The organism is Streptomyces sp. NPDC048290, assembly GCF_040652095.1.
Lineage (GTDB): Bacteria > Actinomycetota > Actinomycetes > Streptomycetales > Streptomycetaceae > Streptomyces.
On sequence record NZ_JBEZLM010000003.1, the window covers coordinates 425,982 to 443,473 of the forward strand.

16 protein-coding genes are annotated in these 17,492 nt (G+C 72.9%); 8 read left to right on the plus strand and 8 right to left on the minus strand.

Annotated features, from left to right (window positions below):
• Nucleotides 1-10: 10 nt before the first annotated feature.
• Nucleotides 11-895, minus strand: coding sequence for a LysR substrate-binding domain-containing protein (locus AB0D49_RS06695; protein ID WP_362751771.1), 885 nt, complete (start codon nucleotides 893-895; stop codon nucleotides 11-13).
• A gap of 83 nt (nucleotides 896-978) precedes the next feature.
• Here AB0D49_RS06695 and AB0D49_RS06700 point away from each other — a divergent pair, with 83 nt between their 5' ends.
• The 3 genes from AB0D49_RS06700 to AB0D49_RS06710 are packed head-to-tail and all read left to right on the plus strand — an operon-like array spanning nucleotide 979 to nucleotide 4,380.
• Nucleotides 979-1,686, plus strand: coding sequence for a succinate dehydrogenase (locus AB0D49_RS06700; RefSeq protein ID WP_362751774.1), 708 nt, complete (start codon nucleotides 979-981; stop codon nucleotides 1,684-1,686).
• 1 nt (nucleotide 1,687) lies between these two features.
• The gene (locus tag AB0D49_RS06705) at nucleotides 1,688-3,634 is read left to right on the plus strand and encodes a fumarate reductase/succinate dehydrogenase flavoprotein subunit (protein WP_362751776.1); all 1,947 of its coding nucleotides are present in this window, start codon (nucleotides 1,688-1,690) and stop codon (nucleotides 3,632-3,634) included.
• Nucleotides 3,631-4,380 (plus strand): succinate dehydrogenase/fumarate reductase iron-sulfur subunit, encoded by a 750-nt coding sequence (locus tag AB0D49_RS06710; protein WP_362751779.1) that lies wholly within the window; start codon nucleotides 3,631-3,633, stop codon nucleotides 4,378-4,380. Before AB0D49_RS06705 ends, AB0D49_RS06710 begins: the two co-directional genes overlap by 4 nt.
• A 159-nt stretch (nucleotides 4,381-4,539) precedes the next feature.
• On the opposite strand, the gene AB0D49_RS06715 is transcribed toward AB0D49_RS06710, so the two are convergent.
• On the minus strand, nucleotides 4,540-4,743 hold the full coding sequence (locus AB0D49_RS06715) for a hypothetical protein (RefSeq protein WP_362751782.1): 204 nt from the start codon (nucleotides 4,741-4,743) through the stop codon (nucleotides 4,540-4,542).
• On the opposite strand from AB0D49_RS06715, the gene AB0D49_RS06720 reads away from it, so the two are divergent.
• The 3 genes from AB0D49_RS06720 (at nucleotide 4,742) to AB0D49_RS06730 (ending at nucleotide 9,285) form a co-directional block, all read left to right on the plus strand.
• Entirely contained in the window at nucleotides 4,742-5,515 is a 774-nt protein-coding gene (locus AB0D49_RS06720; protein WP_362751784.1) for a GNAT family N-acyltransferase, read from the plus strand. The two genes, AB0D49_RS06715 and AB0D49_RS06720, sit on opposite strands and share 2 nt — an antisense overlap.
• Nucleotides 5,515-6,396 (plus strand): lysophospholipid acyltransferase family protein, encoded by an 882-nt coding sequence (locus tag AB0D49_RS06725; RefSeq protein ID WP_362751787.1) that lies wholly within the window; start codon nucleotides 5,515-5,517, stop codon nucleotides 6,394-6,396. The genes AB0D49_RS06720 and AB0D49_RS06725 overlap by 1 nt, the downstream gene beginning before the upstream one ends.
• Nucleotides 6,397-6,801: 405 nt before the next feature.
• Entirely contained in the window at nucleotides 6,802-9,285 is a 2,484-nt protein-coding gene (locus AB0D49_RS06730) for an AAA family ATPase (RefSeq protein WP_362751790.1), read from the plus strand.
• A gap of 270 nt (nucleotides 9,286-9,555) precedes the next feature.
• Here the strand turns inward: AB0D49_RS06730 and AB0D49_RS06735 are convergent, their stop codons facing one another.
• Nucleotides 9,556-10,563 (minus strand): LLM class flavin-dependent oxidoreductase, encoded by a 1,008-nt coding sequence (locus tag AB0D49_RS06735; RefSeq protein WP_362751793.1) that lies wholly within the window; start codon nucleotides 10,561-10,563, stop codon nucleotides 9,556-9,558.
• A gap of 74 nt (nucleotides 10,564-10,637) precedes the next feature.
• On the opposite strand from AB0D49_RS06735, the gene AB0D49_RS06740 reads away from it, so the two are divergent.
• Complete coding sequence (locus tag AB0D49_RS06740) at nucleotides 10,638-11,129, plus strand: hypothetical protein (RefSeq protein WP_362751796.1); 492 nt, start codon at nucleotides 10,638-10,640, stop codon at nucleotides 11,127-11,129.
• 36 nt (nucleotides 11,130-11,165) lie between these two features.
• Here the strand turns inward: AB0D49_RS06740 and AB0D49_RS06745 are convergent, their stop codons facing one another.
• Nucleotides 11,166-11,387: a dodecin gene (locus AB0D49_RS06745; RefSeq protein ID WP_362751799.1), complete on the minus strand. Its 222-nt coding sequence runs from the start codon at nucleotides 11,385-11,387 to the stop codon at nucleotides 11,166-11,168.
• Between the two features lie 224 nt (nucleotides 11,388-11,611).
• On the opposite strand from AB0D49_RS06745, the gene AB0D49_RS06750 reads away from it, so the two are divergent.
• Nucleotides 11,612-12,874 carry an extracellular solute-binding protein gene (locus AB0D49_RS06750; protein WP_362751801.1) on the plus strand — a complete coding sequence of 421 codons (1,263 nt, stop codon included), beginning with the start codon at nucleotides 11,612-11,614 and terminating at the stop codon, nucleotides 12,872-12,874.
• A gap of 109 nt (nucleotides 12,875-12,983) precedes the next feature.
• Here the strand turns inward: AB0D49_RS06750 and egtD are convergent, their stop codons facing one another.
• From egtD to egtA, 4 genes are read right to left on the minus strand one after another with little or no spacing between them, the layout of a single operon-like run.
• Nucleotides 12,984-13,946 carry an L-histidine N(alpha)-methyltransferase gene (egtD, locus tag AB0D49_RS06755; protein ID WP_362751804.1) on the minus strand — a complete coding sequence of 321 codons (963 nt, stop codon included), beginning with the start codon at nucleotides 13,944-13,946 and terminating at the stop codon, nucleotides 12,984-12,986.
• On the minus strand, nucleotides 13,943-14,746 hold the full coding sequence (gene egtC / locus AB0D49_RS06760) for an ergothioneine biosynthesis protein EgtC (RefSeq protein WP_362751807.1): 804 nt from the start codon (nucleotides 14,744-14,746) through the stop codon (nucleotides 13,943-13,945). Before egtC ends, egtD begins: the two co-directional genes overlap by 4 nt.
• A complete protein-coding gene (gene egtB / locus AB0D49_RS06765) occupies nucleotides 14,746-16,068 on the minus strand; it encodes an ergothioneine biosynthesis protein EgtB (RefSeq protein WP_362751810.1) in 1,323 nt (440 codons plus the stop codon). Before egtB ends, egtC begins: the two co-directional genes overlap by 1 nt.
• On the minus strand, nucleotides 16,065-17,360 hold the full coding sequence (egtA, locus tag AB0D49_RS06770) for an ergothioneine biosynthesis glutamate--cysteine ligase EgtA (protein WP_362751813.1): 1,296 nt from the start codon (nucleotides 17,358-17,360) through the stop codon (nucleotides 16,065-16,067). Before egtA ends, egtB begins: the two co-directional genes overlap by 4 nt.
• Nucleotides 17,361-17,492: the final 132 nt, after the last annotated feature.

Consider the following 17,492-nt stretch of genomic DNA (forward strand, 5'->3'; position numbering starts at 1 on the left):
AAACCGGGCGTCACCGTTCCAGCAGCATCCGCTGGAGTTCCCTCGCCGCGCGCGGCGGCGCCACGTCGCTGCGGTGGGCCAGCGCGATCACCCGATGCAACCCGGGACGGGCCAGTGGCGTCACCCGCAACCCCCGCCCCGACCGCGCCGCCACCATCCGCGGCACCACCGCCACCCCCAGCCCCGCCCGCACGAACCCCAGCACCGCGTCCATCTCCCCGCCCTCCACCGCGAAGTCCGGCTCGAACCCCGCGGAGCGGCACGCGGCGACGGTCAGCTCCCGCAGGTCGTACCCGTGCCGGAACATCACCAGCCGCTCCCCCTCCAGATCGGCGATCCGCACGGCCCGCCGGTCCCCGCCCGGCCGGGGCGCGTCCGGCGCCGACACCACCACCAGGTCCTCCCGCAGCAGCTCCACCGTGGTCAGCGCCGGGGACGCGGCCGGCAGCGGCAGCACCACCAGCGCCAGATCCAGCGCGCCGCGTGCCAGCAGCCGTACCAGGTCGTGGGAGCCGCCCTCCTCGATCAGCAGCTGGATACCGGGGTAGCGGTCGTGGAAGGCGTGCAGCACGTCCGGGAGGAGGCCCGTGCACAGGCTCGGGGTGGCGCCCAGCCGGACCCGGCCCCGCCGTAGCTGCACCAGCTCCTGCACCTCGATCCGGGCGGTGTCGGCGTCGGCGAGGATACGGCGGGCCAGCGGCAGCAGCGCCTCGCCCGCGTCGGTGAGCGAGATGTTGCCCCGGGCGCGCAGGAACAGGTCCGCGCCCAGCTCCCGCTCCAGCGCCTTGATCTGCTGCGACAGCGAAGGCTGGGCCACATGGACCTGCTCGGCGGCCCGGGTGAAGTGCCGGGTCTCGGCGACGGCCACGAAGTACTGGAGCTGCTGGAACTGCATCCAGGCATTATAGGCGCTATCTATCGAATCAAGCTGCACCATGTCTTGGACCGATGGGGCCGACCGGCCCTAGCGTGCCTGACATGGCTCTGGCAACGCGGACGGACAAACGGCCGTCCATGGCGCGCACGATGTGGGACAGCTCCGTCGGCAAGAAGACCGTCATGGCCGTCAGCGGCCTGGTGATGCTGCTCTACCTGGTCGCGCACATGATCGGGAACCTGAAGATCTTCTTCGGCCCGGCAGACCTCAACGGCTACGCCCACTGGCTGCGCACCCTGGGCGAACCGGTCCTGCACTACGAGTGGGCGCTGTGGCTCGTCCGGATCGTCCTCGTCGTCGCCGTCGTGGCGCACGCGGTCTGCGCCTACCAGCTCAGCCGCCGCGACATCAAGGCGCGGCCCAGCAAGTACGTCCACCAGAAGAAGCGCGCCAGCTACGCCACCCGCACCATGCGCTGGGGCGGGGTCATCCTCGGGCTGTTCATCGTCTGGCACATCCTCGACCTGACCACCGGCACCGTGCACCCGGGCGGCTTCGAGCACCTCAAGCCGTACCAGAACATCATCGACACGTTCTCCACCTGGTACGGGAACGTCGTCTACATCGCCGCGGTGCTCGCGCTCGGGCTGCATGTGCGGCACGGGTTCTGGAGCGCCGCCCAGACCCTCGGCGCCGGCAGCCGCAGCCGCGACCGCGCCCTGAAGACCACCGCGAACGTTCTCGCCGCAGTGCTCACGCTCGGATTCATCGCCGTGCCCGTGGGCGTCATGACCGGATTGGTGAGCTGAGATGACCTACTCCGAGTACACCGCCGGTACGCCGGTCCGGGACACCAAGGCGCCCGCCGGACCCGTCCACGAGCGCTGGGACACCCGCCGCTTCGAGGCCAAGCTGGTCAACCCCGCCAACCGGCGCAAGCACACCGTGATCGTGGTCGGCACCGGTCTCGCGGGCGGCTCCGCCGGGGCCACCCTCGCCGAACAGGGCTACCACGTCGTCCAGTTCTGCTACCAGGACTCCCCGCGCCGCGCCCACTCCATCGCCGCGCAGGGCGGCATCAACGCGGCGAAGAACTACCGCAACGACGGCGACTCCGTGCACCGGCTGTTCTACGACACCGTCAAGGGCGGCGACTTCCGGGCCCGTGAGTCCAATGTCCACCGGCTCGCCCAGATCTCCGTGGAGATCATCGACCAGTGCGTCGCCCAGGGCGTGCCCTTCGCCCGCGAGTACGGCGGACTCCTCGACACCCGCTCCTTCGGCGGCGTCCAGGTCTCCCGCACCTTCTACGCCCGCGGACAGACGGGCCAGCAACTGCTGCTGGGCGCCTACCAGGCGCTGTCCCGGCAGATCGCCGCCGGGAACGTCGAACTGCACGCCCGCACCGAGATGCTCGACGTGATCGTGATCGACGGCCGCGCCCGGGGGATCGTCGCCCGGGACCTGATCACCGGCAAGATCGACACCTACTTCGCGGACGCCGTCGTCCTCGCCTCCGGCGGCTACGGCAATGTGTTCTACCTGTCGACCAACGCCATGAACTCCAACGCCACCGCCGTATGGCGGGCGCACCGGCGCGGCGCCTACTTCGCCAACCCCTGCTTCACCCAGATCCACCCCACCTGCATCCCGCGCACCGGCGACCACCAGTCCAAGCTGACCCTGATGAGCGAGTCGCTGCGCAACGACGGCCGGATCTGGGTACCGAAGGCCAAGGGCGACACCCGCCCCGCCCACCAGATCCCCGAGGACGAGCGGGACTACTACCTGGAGCGGATCTACCCCGCCTTCGGCAACCTCGTCCCCCGCGACATCGCCTCCCGCGCCGCCAAGAACGTCTGTGACGAGGGCCGCGGCGTCGGACCCGGCGGCCAGGGCGTCTACCTGGACTTCGCGGACGCGATCCGCCGCATGGGCCGCGCCGCCGTCGAGGCCAAGTACGGCAACCTCTTCGACATGTACCAGCGGATCACCGACGAGGATCCGTACGAGGTGCCGATGCGGATCTACCCGGCTGTGCACTACACGATGGGCGGACTCTGGGTCGACTACGACCTCCAGACCACCATCCCCGGACTGTTCGCCGTCGGCGAGGCCAACTTCTCCGACCACGGGGCCAACCGGCTCGGCGCGTCCGCCCTGATGCAGGGGCTCGCCGACGGCTACTTCGTGCTCCCGGCCACCATCAACGACTATCTCGCCCGCCATCCGCACAGCGAGCCCGTCACCGACGCCCACCCCGTCGTCCAGGAGGTGATCGCCGAGACCGAGGACCGGCTCAACCTGCTGCTCTCCGTCGACGGCGACCGCACCCCCGACTCCTTCCACCGCGAACTCGGCGAACTCATGTGGGAGTTCTGCGGCATGGCCCGCACCGACGCCGGACTGCGCAAGGCACTGGAGCGGATTCCGCAGATCCGCGAGGAGTTCTGGCGCCGGATCAAGGTCCCCGGCACCGGCGAGGAGTTCAACCAGTCCCTGGAGAAGGCCAACCGGATCGTCGACTACCTGGAACTCGCCGAGCTGATGTGCCTCGACGCGCTGCACCGCGAGGAGTCCTGCGGCGGCCACTTCCGCGAGGAGTCCCAGACCCCGGACGGCGAGGCCGCCCGCCGCGACGAGGAGTTCTCCTACGCGGCGGCCTGGGAGTTCACCACCACCGGTGAGGCCCCCGTCCTGCACAAGGAAGACCTGGTCTTCGAGTACGTCCACCCCACCCAGCGGAGCTACGCATGAAGCTCACCCTGCGCGTCTGGCGGCAGCGGAACGCCGACGCCGACGGCACGATGTCCACCTACCAGGTCGACGGCGTCTCACCCGACATGTCGTTCCTGGAGATGCTCGACACCCTCAACGAGGACCTCATCCTCCAGGGCGAGGACCCGGTCGCCTTCGACCACGACTGCCGCGAGGGCATCTGCGGCGCGTGCAGCCTGGTCATCAACGGCGACGCGCACGGCCCCGAGCGCACCACCACCTGCCAGCTGCACATGCGCTCCTTCGCCGACGGCGACACCATCGACATCGAGCCCTGGCGGGCCGCCGCGTTCCCGGTGGTGAAGGATCTCGTCGTCGACCGCTCCGCCTTCGACCGGATCATCCAGGCGGGCGGCTACATCACCGCGCCCACCGGCGCCGCCCCCGAGGCGCACGCCACGCCGGTACCGAAGCCGGACGCCGACTTCGCCTTCGAGCACGCCGAGTGCATCGGCTGCGGCGCCTGTGTCGCCGCCTGCCCCAACGGGGCCGCGATGCTCTTCACCTCCGCCAAGATCAACCATCTGAATGTGCTCCCGCAGGGCGCGCCGGAGCGTGAGACGCGCGTCCTGGACATGGTGGCGCAGATGGACGAGGAGGGCTTCGGCGGCTGCACTCTCGCCGGGGAGTGTGCCACCGCCTGCCCCAAGGGCATCCCGCTGGTGTCCATCACCGGCATGAACAAGGAATGGCTGCGGGCGACCCGCAAGGTGGCCAAGCGGTAAGCCGCCGCAGCTCACAGACCGTTCGCCACAAGGGTGCGGACGGGCGGGACCGGGAGGGGTGCTCTCCCCGGTCCCGCCAGGCATTTCCGGCCCACAGGGGCCGCACACCGGGCATTCAACTACCTCACACCCGCTCTCCCCTCCGGGGTCACGCGCCGGTCAGCCGGCGTCGGAAGAACTGTGGCGGCCGGTCCTGGCGACCGGCCCCGACCGACGCACCCGCCGAACCCGGCCCGCGACCACGTCTGCCACCACGTCTGCCACCACGTCTGCCACCAGGTCTGCCACCAGGTCTGCCATCACGTCCGTGACCAGGCCCGTGACCAGGCTCGTGACCAGGCCCTGTGACCAGGAGAGAGCCATGACCGGCGTCACCACGCTCGACCGACCGCCGCAGCCGGCGGCCCCCACGCGGTACACCGTCACCCTCGCCCGTGACGAGGCCGACGTCCGCGCCGCCCAGAAGCTGCGCCACGACGTCTTCGCCGGGGAGATGGGCGCCCTGCTGTCCGGCCCGCAGCCCGGCCTCGACATCGACCCCTTCGACGCCTACTGCGACCATCTGCTGGTCCGCGACACGCTCAGCGGCGAGGTCGTCGGCACCTACCGGCTGCTCCCGCCCGACCGCGCGGCCGTCGCCGGGCGGCTCTACTCCGAGGGCGAGTTCGACCTCGGCGGCCTTGCCCCGATCCGGCCTCAACTGGTCGAGGTCGGCCGCTCCTGCGTCCACCCCGACCACCGCGACGGCACCGTCATCGGCCTGATCTGGGCGGGCATCGCCCGGTACATGGTCGCGGGCGGCCATGAGTGGCTGGCGGGCTGCTGCTCCGTCCCGCTCGCCGACGGCGGCGCCCTCGCCGCCGCCACCTGGGACCGGGTCCAGGGCAGGCACCTGGCCCCCGAGGAGTACCGGGTCCGCCCGCTGCTGCCGTGGAGCGCCGACGGCGTCACCCGCCCGGAGGGCCGCACCGAGCTGCCGCCGCTGCTGCGCGGCTACCTCCGGCTCGGCGCCTGGGTCTGCGGCGAGCCCGCCCACGACCCGGACTTCGGCGTCGCCGACCTCTATGTGCTGCTGTCCATGCGCCGGGTCAACCCGCGCTACCTCAAGCACTTCCTCTCGCTCGTCCCGGCCTGATGAGCGGCTGGCAGCCGAGCGCGCCGTGCACCCCGGCGGCGTGCATCGACCCGGCGGGGCGGGCGGCGGCCCTGCCGCGGGCCGTCCTGCGGTTCACGGCCGTCGTCGGCCTGGTCCTGCTGGCCGTCCTCGCCCTGCCGCTGGGGCGGTGGCTCCCCGCCGACGCGATCCGCTGGTGGTGCCGGACCCTGGTCCGCGCCGCCGGGGTCCGCCCGGCCGTCACCGGCGCCGCGCCGCCCGCCACGGGCGGTGTGCTGATCGTCGCCAACCACATCTCCTGGCTGGACATCCCGCTGCTGGCCGCGGTCCGCCCGGCCCGGATGCTCGCCAAGACCGAGATCCGGCACTGGCCGGTCGCGGGCGCCCTCGCCGCCCGGGGCGGCACCCTGTTCATCGACCGTGACCGCCTCAAGGCGCTGCCCCGGACCGTCGCCGCCCTCGCCGACATCCTGCGGCACGGCGCCGCCGTCGGGGTCTTCCCCGAGGGCAGCACCTGGTGCGGCCGGGCCCAGGGCACCTTCCGCCGGGCCGCGTTCCAGGCCGCCCTCGACGCCGGGGTCCCCGTCCAGCCGGTCCGGCTGCACTACCGCGTCACCGGCGGCCCCGCCACCACCGTCCCCGCCTTCATCGGCGAGGACTCCCTCGTCACCTCCCTGTGGCGGGTGGTGACCACCCGCGGCCTGGTCGCCGAGGTCGACCTCCGCCCCCTCATCCCGCCGGGCACCCACCCCGACCGCCGCACCCTCGCCCGCGCCGCGCAGCCCGCCCGGACCGGCGAACCCGACTGGCTCCACACGACCCTGGCGACCCGCCGCGACACGCGGGAACCGGCCGCCGCGCTGACCCCCGACCGAGGCGGACCCGCGCGGTCCCGCCCGTGAAGTCCCGTCCGGCCCGCACCCGCGGTGCCGCAACGCCCACAGCACCGCGGGGAGTCGGACCACCGGGCCACCGTGCCCCCAGGGGAGCGGCGCCGCGACGACGGCGACCCCGCCCGCGCGCACGGCCCTCGCGGGCGCCCCGGCCCCGGTCGCGGAGCTTGCGGCGCGCTGCCGTCCCGGCTCCGGTCGCGGAGCTTGTGGCGCGCTGTCGTACCGGCCTCGGTCGCGGACCTTGCGGCCCGCTGTCGCACCGCCCCCCCCGGACGCGGACCCTGCGGCACGCTGCCGCACCGGCCCGGCACGCCCCCCGTGCCCTCCGCGCGGGTGCGGGCCCCGGCGCGCTGTGCGACGTTGGTAGACGGGAATGCCTGGCGAGGTGACGTACGTACGGAGGGCCCGTCCATCATGACTACTCCCGGTTTCGGATTCGGCGGTCGCAGTCCCTTCGAGGAGTTCGACGCGCTCATGTCCCGCTTCTTCGGCCCGGCGGGCGGCGCACCGGCCACCACCCGCCGGCCGCAGAACGTCGACATCGGCAGTCTGCTCTCCGAGCGCTCCCGCGAGCTGGTGGCGCGCGCCCGGGACATCGCCGCCGCCGAGGGCAGCGAGGACCTGGACGCCCGGCATCTGCTGGCCGCCGCCACCGAGCAGGACTCCACCCGGCGGCTGCTGGCCGAGGCCGGGGCCGACCCGGACCGTATCCGCGCCCGGCTCGCCGCGCATCCCGCCTCCGGCGAGCGGACCGAGCCCGCCGCCCTCACCCCCGCCGCCAAGCGCGCCCTGCTCGACGCCTACCGGATATCCCGCGCCGACGGCGTCTCGTACATCGGCCCCGAGCATCTGCTGCGCGCCCTCGCCGCGAACCCCGAGTCGTCCGCGGGGCAGGCCCTCGCCGACAGCGGCTGGGAGGGCGGACGCATGCCGGTGGCGGAGAGCGGCGGCGCCGAGCGGACCAAGCCCAGCACCACCCCGACCATCGACGAGTTCGGGCGCGATCTCACCGAGGACGCCCGCGCCGGGCGCCTGGACCCGGTGATCGGCCGGGACGACGAGGTCGAGCAGACCATCGAGGTGCTCTCCCGGCGCAGCAAGAACAACCCCGTGCTGATCGGCGACCCCGGCGTCGGCAAGACCGCCATCGTGGAGGGCATCGCCCAGCGGATCGTCGCCGGGGACGTGCCCCGCACTCTCGCCGGGAAGCGGCTGGTCTCCCTGGACCTGCCCGGCATGGTGGCCGGGACCAAGTACCGCGGCGAGTTCGAGGAGCGGCTGAAGAAGCTGCTCGAAGAGGTCCGTGAGCACGGCGAGGAACTGATCCTCTTCCTGGACGAACTGCACACCGTGGTCGGCGCGGGCGGCGGCGGAGAGGGCGCCATGGACGCCGGGAACATGCTCAAGCCCGCCCTCGCCCGTGGCGAACTCCATCTCATCGGCGCCACCACCATCGACGAGTACCGCAAACACATCGAGAAGGACGCCGCCCTGGAGCGCCGCTTCGCCCCGATCCTGGTCGGCGAGCCGTCCGTGGACGACACCATCGAGATCCTGCGCGGACTGCGCGACCGCTACGAGGCCCACCACCAGGTCCGGATCACCGACGAGGCGGTGGTCGCCGCCGCCGAGCTGTCCGACCGGTACATCACCTCCCGGTTCCTGCCGGACAAGGCCATCGACCTGATGGACCAGGCCGCCGCCCGGGTCCGGCTGCGCGCCAAGACCCCGCTCGACGACACCCGGGAGATCGAGGAGACCGTCGCCGCCCTGAACCGGGAGAAGGACCAGGCGGTCGCCGACGAGGAGTACGAGCGGGCCAAGGAGCTGCGGGACCGGATCAAGGAGGCCGAGGACCGGCTCGCCGAGAGCGACGGCGCCGAGGAGGAGACCCCGAAGGTCACCGCCGACGACATCGCCGAGGTCGTCGCCCGCTCCACCGGCATCCCGGTCGCCCAGCTCACCGAGGAGGAGCGGGAACGGCTGATGAAGCTGGAGGACCACCTCCACGAGCGGGTCGTCGGCCAGGACGAGGCCATCACCGCCGTCTCCCGCGCGGTGCGCCGCGCCCGCGCCGGGATGGCCGACCCCGACCGCCCCGTCGGCAGCTTCCTCTTCCTCGGCCCGACCGGCGTCGGCAAGACCGAGCTGGCCCGCGCGCTGGCCGCCGCCCTGTTCGGCGACGAACACCGCATGATCCGCCTCGACATGAGCGAGTTCCAGGAGCGGCACACCGTCTCCCGGCTGGTCGGCGCCCCGCCCGGCTACGTCGGCCACGACGAGGCCGGTCAGCTCACCGAGGCGGTGCGCAGACAGCCGTACTCCGTGGTGCTGTTCGACGAGGTGGAGAAGGCGCACCCGGATGTCTTCAACGCGCTGCTCCAGATCCTGGACGACGGACGGCTCACCGACGCCCAGGGCCGCACGGTCGACTTCAAGAACACCGTGATCATCATGACGTCCAACATCGGCGCCGACCGCATCCTGGCCGCCGGGGTCGAGGACTACGACATCATGCGCGAGCAGGTGCTGCCGGTCCTGAACGACTACTTCCGCCCCGAGTTCCTCAACCGCATCGACGAGATCATCCTCTTCCGCGGCCTCGACCGCGCCCAGCTCCGGCAGATCGTGGAACTCCTCCTCGACCACACCCGGCGGCGGCTGCGCGCCCAGGACGTGGAGCTGGAGATCACCGACGCGGCGGCCGACCTGCTGGCCAACCTCGGCCACCAGCCCGACTTCGGCGCCCGTCCGCTGCGCCGCACCATCCAGCGCGAGGTCGACGACCGGCTCGCCGACCTGCTGCTGTCGGGCCAGCTCAGCGAGGGCGACCGGGCCCGGGTGGACGCGGTCGACGGGGCCCTGGAGGTGACGGCGGAGCAGCCCGCGAAGCTATGACACCGGACGCGCGTTCCGCCCGCGCCCTTGTGACGCCGGGCGCGCGTTCCGCCCGCGCCCCTGAGACGCCGGGCGCGCGTTCGCCCCGCGAAGCCATGCCGCCGGGCGCCCGGTCAGCCCGCGAGCCTACGACGCCGGGCGCACGGTAAGCCTCCGACCTGGAGCACCCGGGCGCGCACCTCACAGCCCGTGCCACCCGCCCGACCGGGCTCCCCGCCCTTTCCGTCCGCCCGACCGGGCTCCCCGCCCCTTCCGTCCGCCCGACCAGGCTCACCGGCCCGTCCGCCCGCTGAGCCGGGCCAGCCGCCGGTACGAGTCCAGCAGCGCGCCCCGGTCGTACGTACTGGTCGTCACCAGCACCTCGTCCGCGCCGGTCTCCTTCACCACCGTCTCCAGCGCGTGGGTCACCTCGTCCTCGGTGCCCGCGAGCTGGCCGGTCAGCCCGGACGCGTAGAAGCCGCGCTCCTTGTCCGTCATCCGCAGCGCCTCGACCCGCTCGGCGGGCGGCAGCGGCGGGAAGGTGCCATGGGTGCGGGAGTACGCCATCGACCACGCCTCCGGGATCAGCAGCCGCCGCGCCTCCTCGGGGGTCCCGGCCACGGCGACCGTGCCCGAGACGACGACATAGGGCTCGGCGGACCAGTCCGAGGGGCGGAAGAGGGCGCGGTACTGGTCGACGCCCCGCCGCATCCGGTCCCGGTCCCGCAGATCGCCGATCACCATCGGCAGCCCCGCGCGGGCGGCGATCGCCGCGCCCTCGCCCATCGCCAGCACGAACGGCGGCACGGTCAGCCCGTCGGACGGCCGGGCCCGTACCCCGGTCGGCGAGGTGCCGCGGAACCAGCCGAGCAGCTCGCCGAGTTGCCCCTCGAAGTCCTCGGCCACGTCCTTGTCCCGGCCCAGCGCCTTGCGCACGCCCGGGGTGAACCCGACGGACCGGCCGAGTCCCATGTCGATCCGCCCCGGGAACAGCGACTCCAGCACCCCGAACTGCTCGGCGACGACCAGGGGCTGGTGGTTGGGCAGCATGACCCCGCCGGTGCCGACCCGGATCGCGGTGGTGGCCGCCGCGACCGCCGCCGCCAGCACGGTCGGCGCGGACCCGGCGACCCCGGGCACCCCGTGGTGCTCCGACACCCAGAACCGGTGGTACCCGAGCCGCTCCGCCTCCCGCGCGAAGTCCACGGTGTCCCGCAGCGCCTCGGCGTCCGGACGCCCCTCGCGGGTGCGGGAGCGGTCGAGGACGGAGAACGGGATACGCGAAAGCAGCGAGGTCACAGCGGGTTCAACGCCTGGGACGCCAGGGCATTCCCGGCGCCGGGTCCGCTCACCGCACGCTCTACCCTGGGGGCGTGACCGCCGACAGCCGACCCCCGCTCGCCGTGTTCGACCTGGACAACACCCTGGCCGACACCGCCCACCGCCAGCACTTCCTGGAGGCCCGGCCGCGTGACTGGGCCGGGTTCTTCGACGCCGCGCCCCAGGACCCGCCGATCGCCGAGGGGGTGGCGCTGGCGCTGACGAGCGCTCAGGAGTGCGAGGTGGTCTATCTCACCGGACGGCCCGAGCGCTGCCGCCGGGACACCCTGGACTGGCTGACCGCGCAGGGGCTGCCCGAGGGGAAGGTCCACATGCGCCGCAACGACGACCGTCGCCCGGCCCGGGTCACCAAGCTGGAGGCCCTGCGCCGGCTGGCCCGTACCCGTGAGGTGCGGATGCTGGTGGACGACGACGAACTGGTCTGCGACGCCGCCGAACAGGCCGGTTTCCGGGTCGTCCGGGCCCGCTGGACCGCCCCGTCCGCCGCGCTGGGCGAGGCACAGGAACGCGAGGGCCGGACCTGAGGGGGGTCATCCGTGCCCTGAGCCCTGTACAGCCGTCTACGAGCCGTCCGGGTCCTCCAGTCGGAAGCCCAGCTTGAGGCCGACCTGCCAGTGCTCGATCCGTCCGTCGGCGATCTGCCCCCGGACCTGGGTCACCTCGAACCAGTCGAGATTGCGCAGCGTTCGCGCTGCGCGGGCGACCCCGTTGCGGATAGCCTGGTCCACGCCCTCGTGCGAGCTGCCGACGATTTCCGTGATGCGGTAGGTGTGGTCCGACATGAGAGTGTTCCTCTCGGCGCTGTGGAGGCCGTGACGGATGTGTCACGCGTCACTCCACACTCCCGCAAGCTGGTGCGGAGCGCGAGACATCGGATCGATACCAAACGCCACTTGACCTCGGCATTGGTACATACCAAAATCCATCCACGCCCGTGCGAGCCTGGCTCGTCCCCCCACGTCGGGTCTTTTCCCCTGTGTGACAGAAAGAACAGGACACGACCCCCGTGAGACGACGCCTACTGGCCATCGTGTGCGTATCCGCCTCCCTGGTGAGCGGCTGCGGTCTGCTGCCCGGCTCCGACGGAGACCGCCGCACCGTGACCGTGTGGCTGATGAAGGACAGCGCGTCACAGCAGTTCCTGGACCGCTTCAGCGAGGACTTCGAGAAACAGCACCCCGACTTCGACCTGGACATCCAGATCCAGCAGTGGACCGGCATCGGCCCCAAGGTGGAGGAGGCGCTGAAGGCCGGCTCCGACGCCACGGACGGGCCCGATGTCATCGAGGTCGGCAACACCCAGGTACCGCAGTACGTCGACGGGGGACGGCTGCTGGACCTGACGCTGGAGTCGGTGCGCGACTGGGGCAGCAAGGACTGGCTGCCGGGTCTCGCCGAGCCCGGCCAGCTCCGCTCCCACCAGTACGGCATCCCCTGGTACGCGGCCAACCGGGTGGTCATCTACCGCAAGGACCTCTTCGAGGCCGCCGGTATCGAGGACCTGCCCAAGGACCGTGAGGAGTGGCTCGCCGCCACCGAGGAACTCAACACCGACGGCAACCAGGGCATCTACCTCGCCGGACAGGACTGGTACACCCTCGCCGGATTCATCTGGGACGAGGACGGCGACCTCGCCGTCGAGAACGGCGCCGTCTGGGAGGGCTCCCTGCACACCGACGCCGCGCTCAGCGGCATGGAGTTCTACCAGGAGTTGCAGGGGCTCGGCGCCGGTCCGGTGGACGCCGACGAGCAGACCCCGCCGCTGACCGATGTGTTCGCCAAGGGCCAGGTCGCCCAGATCATCGCCGTCCCGGGCAGCGCCCAGGCCATCCTGGACACCAACCCCGAGCTGAAGGGCAAGCTGGGCTACTTCCCGGTGCCGGGCAAGGAGGCCGGTACGCCGGGCGCGGTGTTCACCGGCGGCTCCGACCTGATCATCCCGCGCCACGCCGACGAACGGGACGGTGCCATCGCGGTGATCGAGGCGCTGGCCGGCGCCAAGTGGAACACCGAACTGGCCAACACCATGAACTACGTGCCCAACAAGGCCAAGCTCGCCTCCGCGCTGTCCGGCGAGGAGGGCGCCGCCGCGATGGCCGAGGGCGCCGCCCAGGGCCGGGCGACCCCCTCCACCCCGGAGTGGGCCAAGGTCGAGGCGGACAACCCGATCAAGACGTACATGACCAAGGTGCTCACCGGCACCGACCCGGAGACCGCCGCCAAGCAGGCGTCCGACGAGATCACCGAGTCGCTCTCCAGCCCCGGGTGACCTGACCCGACCCGACCCGACCCGACTCGATCCGATCCGCCCCGACCCGATCCGCGCACCGCGCCGTGAGAACTCCGGCGCGGTGCGCCCCCGGCTCACCGGGCTCCGCTCAGCGCGCCACGCTCAGCGACAGCGCGAAACGGCCCTCCTCGTCCGTCCACCAGTGGGTCAGGTCCAGCCCGGCGGCGGCCAGTTCCGCGCGGACGCCGTCCTCGCGGAACTTCGCCGACACCTCCGTACGCAGCTCCTCGCCCGCCGTGAAGTCCACGGCGAGGCCGAGCGCGGGCAGCTTCACGGTCTGCGCGGTACGGGCCCGCAGCCGCATCTCGATCCACTCCTGTTCCCGATCCCAGAGCGCCACATGGTCGTAGGCGCCGGGGTCGAAGTCGGCGCCCAGCTCCCGGTTGACGACCAGCAGGACGTTCTTGTTGAACGCGGCCGTCACCCCGGCCGTGTCGTCGTAGGCGCGGACCAGGACGCCCTCGTCCTTCACCAGGTCGGTGCCCAGCAGCAGGGCGTCGCCCGGCGCCAGCATCGCCCGTACCGACGCCAGGAACTCCGCGCGCTCCGGCGGCAGCAGATTGCCGATGGTGCCGCCGAGGAACGCCAGCAGCCGCGGCCCCGGCGTGTCCGGCAGGGTCAGCGCCGCGGTGAAGTCGGCGATCAGGGCGTGCACCCGCAGCCCCGGCCGCTCGGCCACCAGCGCCTGACCCGCCGAGGTCAGCGCGCTCTCGCTGACGTCGACGGGGACGTACACCTCGACGCCGGTGAGCGCGTCGAGCAGATGGCGGGTCTTGTCCGAGGAGCCCGAGCCCAGCTCCACCAGGGTGCGGGCGCCGGACGCGGCGGCGATCTCGCCGCCCCGGCCGAGCAGGATCTCCCGCTCGGCACGGGTCGGGTAGTACTCGGGCAGCTCGGTGATCCGGTCGAACAGCTCGCTGCCCCGGGCGTCGTAGAACCACTTCGGCGGCAGGGTCTTCGGGGTGCCGGTCAGACCGTGCAGGACATCCGCGCGCAGCGCGGCCCCGGTGGCGTCCTCGGGCAGGACGCGGGTGACAGTGAACGGACTCACGTGCGGGACTCCTTGCGGGGTGCGGAGGCGGCGCCGGGCTCGGGGCCCGGCCGCCGTTCCCTGAGCGGGGTGAGCAGCACATCGGCGCGGCGCGCGACCAGCAGGGTCCGGTCGGGCACCTCCCGCCAGCCCGGATCGTCGTCGTAGGGCTCGGAGGCGACGACCGTGCCGTGGCCCGGCCGGGTCAGGTACCAGAGGCTGTCGCCCCAGGCGGTCGCGGCGATCGCGGTGCCGTCGGTGAGCAGCAGGTTCAGCCGGGCCGCGGGCGCCGCCGCGGCGACGTCCCGGACTGTCTCGGTGAGCGCCGCGCCCAGCTTCCGTCCGGCGCGCAGCCGGTCCAGGACCAGCGCCCACACGAACGCCGAGTCGCTGCGCGCCTCCAGCGACAGCAGCGCCACCGGCGGCACCGCGCGGGCCAGCGGCGCGAGCGCGTCGGGCCAGCCGGGCACCGACCCGTTGTGGCTGAACAGCCAGCGCCCGGCGGCGAACGGAGCGGCGGCGGCCTCCCCGTCGGGGCCCGGCAGGGTGGCGTCCCGGACCGCGCCGATCAGCGCGGTCGTCCGGACCACCCGGGCGAGGTCCGGCAGGGTGACATCCGCCCAGATCGGCCCCGACCGGCGGTAGCGGGCCGGGACCGGGTCGCCGTCCGCGTACCAGCCGACCCCGAAACCGTCGGCGTTGACGGTCCCGTGGCGCTGGCGGCGCGGCTCCCACGACTGGCGCAGCAGACTGTGCTCCGGCTCGCTCAGCAGCGCCTTGAGCGGCACCGGCGGGCCCAGATAGGCCAGATGGCGGCACATCAGACGGCCCCCGAGCGGGCCGTGCGGAACCCGGAGAAGATCTGCCGCCGGATCGGATAGTCCCAGTTGCGGAAGGTGCCCCGGCAGGCCACCTCGTCCACCGCGAACGAACCGCCGCGCAGCACCTTGTGGTCCGGCCCGAAGAACACCTCCGAGTACTCCTTGTACGGGAACGCGCTGAAGCCCGGGTACGGCAGGAAGTCGCTCGCCGTCCACTCCCACACGTCCCCGATCAGCTGCCGCACCCCGTACGGCGACTCACCGGCCGGATAGCTCCCGGCCGGTGCCGGGCGCAGATGCCGCTGCCCCAGGTTGGCGTGCTCGGGCGCCGGGTCGGCGTCGCCCCACGGGTAGCGCCGGGAGGCGCCGGTCGCCGGGTCGTGGCGGGCGGCCTTCTCCCACTCGGCCTCGGTGGGCAGCCGCCGCCCGGCCCAGCGGGCGTACGCGTCCGCCTCGTACCAGCACACATGGACGACCGGTTCCTCGGGCGGCACCGGCTCGACCGTGCCGAAGCGGCGGCGCAGCCAGTGTCCGGCGTCCCGTCTCCAGAACAGCGGGGCGTGGATCTCGTGGCGGCGGATGTGGGTCCAGCCGTCCGGTGTCCACCAGCGCGGGTCGTCGTAGCCGCCGTCCTCGATGAAGCGGAGGTAGGCGCCATTGGTGACGGGCGCGGTGTCGATGTGGAAGGCGGGCACCTCGCGGCGGTGCGCGGGGCGTTCGTTGTCCAGCGCCCAGGGCTCGGTGGAGGTGCCCATGGTGAACGGGCCGCCGGGGATCAGCACCTCGGCGGGGCCGGTCGCCAGCGGCGCGGGCGCCGGGTCGGGCGCGGTCAGGGCCCGCGGGCCCCGGCGCAGCTGATGGGTGATCAGCATGGTCTCGTCGTGCTGCTGCTCATGCTGGGCGATCATCCCGAACGCGAAACCGGCCTCGGTCAGCCGGGTCGTGCCGTGGAACGCGGCCGACCCCAGCACGTCCAGGGCCCGTCCGCGCACCTCGGCCGCGTACCGCCGGGCCTCCTCGGGCGCCAGCAGCGGCAGCGTCGGACGCGCCGAGCGGGGATGCTCGAAGGCGTCGTACAGGCTGTCGATCTCGGGGCGGATGGCGTCCTGCCCGGCCACCGCCCGCAGCAGCCACAGCTCCTCCTGGTTGCCGATGTGCGCCAGGTCCCACACCAGCGGCGACATCAGCGGGGAGTGCTGCGCGGTCAGCTCCGGCTCCTCCACGCACGAGGTGAGCAAGGTGGTCCGGTCCCGGGCGGTGAGCAGCGAGTTCAGGGCGCGCTCGCGGTACGCCTCCACATCGAAGGCGGGTTCGGTGGTCATGGTCGGTGGTCCTCCCCGTGCGGGCCGTCCGCCGCGCCGCCCTCCCGTGCGAGCAGCTCGTCGGCCGGGGTACGGCCCGGAATCACATAACGGTCCTGGTACGCCCGTACGGCGTCGGTGAGCGCGGTCGTGGCGCCGAGCCGGGGCAGTGCCTCCAGCGCCGCCGCGAAGCAGATCCGCGCCGCCTCGTGCAGCTCGGGATCGGCGAGCGCCTCCCGGGCGGCGGCGGTCCACAGCGGATTGTGCGGCGCGGGCAGCCCGAGGGTCCGCTCCGCGAGCGGCTTCACCGCCCGGTAGGCGGTCTCGGCCGCCGCCGGGTCGTCGAACAGCGCCGCCGTCACCGCCAGCGGCACCCGCCAGCCGTCGTCGCCGGGCTGCGCGTCGATCATCCGCAGCTCCAGATGGCCGCGCGGGCGGACCGGCGGGAACAGCGTCGAGATGTGGTAGTCGAGGTCGCCGCGGGTGGGCGGCGCCGCCGACCGGGTCCACTCCCGGAACGACAGCCCCTCCGGGACGTCCCACGGTCCGCCGTCCCGGCGTACGCACATCACCGGGGCGTCCAGCACATGCCGGGCCCAGGCGGCGCGCGGGGCGCCGTCCGGCGGCGGGGCGCCCGCGCGTCCGGCGCCGATCTCCATCCACATCCGCTGCCGGGTGGAGCGCCAGCCGGTGGGCTCGCGCCCGGCGAGCGGGGAGTGCGCGAACGCCGCCACCAGGACCGCGCCGAGCTGGTGGGCGAGCCACCAGCGCCGTCCGTGGCCGAGCGGCCCCGGCTCCTCGTACCCGGCGTCCAGGCACACCTGTACCGAGGCCGAGGTGCACATCATGGCCCGGCCCGCCGGGCCGGTGCGGTCGAGACAGGTCTCCATGGCGTCGTAGCGCGCCTCGCGCAGAAAGCGCCGCGGGGGATGCCAGGGGTCACTGCCGAAGCCGATCAGCGCCAGACCGTCCTCGCGCAGGACCGCGCGGACGGCGTCCAGATCGGCGGACACGGTACCGATGCACTCCATCAGGGAGGCGGCGGGCGGTGAGCTGAGTTCCAGCTGACCGCCGGGCTCGATGGTGAGCGCCGACCTCAGAGGCAGGGTCCGCAGTGCGGCGTAGGCCGCTTCGAGTCGTTCGGGTGTCACGGGGAGCCACGGGGTGCGCAGCTCGTGGACGAGCCATTCCACTTCGACGCCGATGGTCCGGGGCGGTCCGGTCTTGAAACAGATACCGCGGACCAATGCCTCGACGTCGGCCTCCGTGACCGCGGTATGGGTCTCCGTACAGTCACTTACCGAATCGGACATGTGGTGATCCTCCTGAGATGTTCACCAACACGCCGCTCCGGACCCTTCGCCCGGCGCGGCGCACCCGTCCCACCCAAAACCTTTCCGGCGTCTCGCACAAGAGTGCGTATCGCGCCGTTCGGGTGCTGGTGT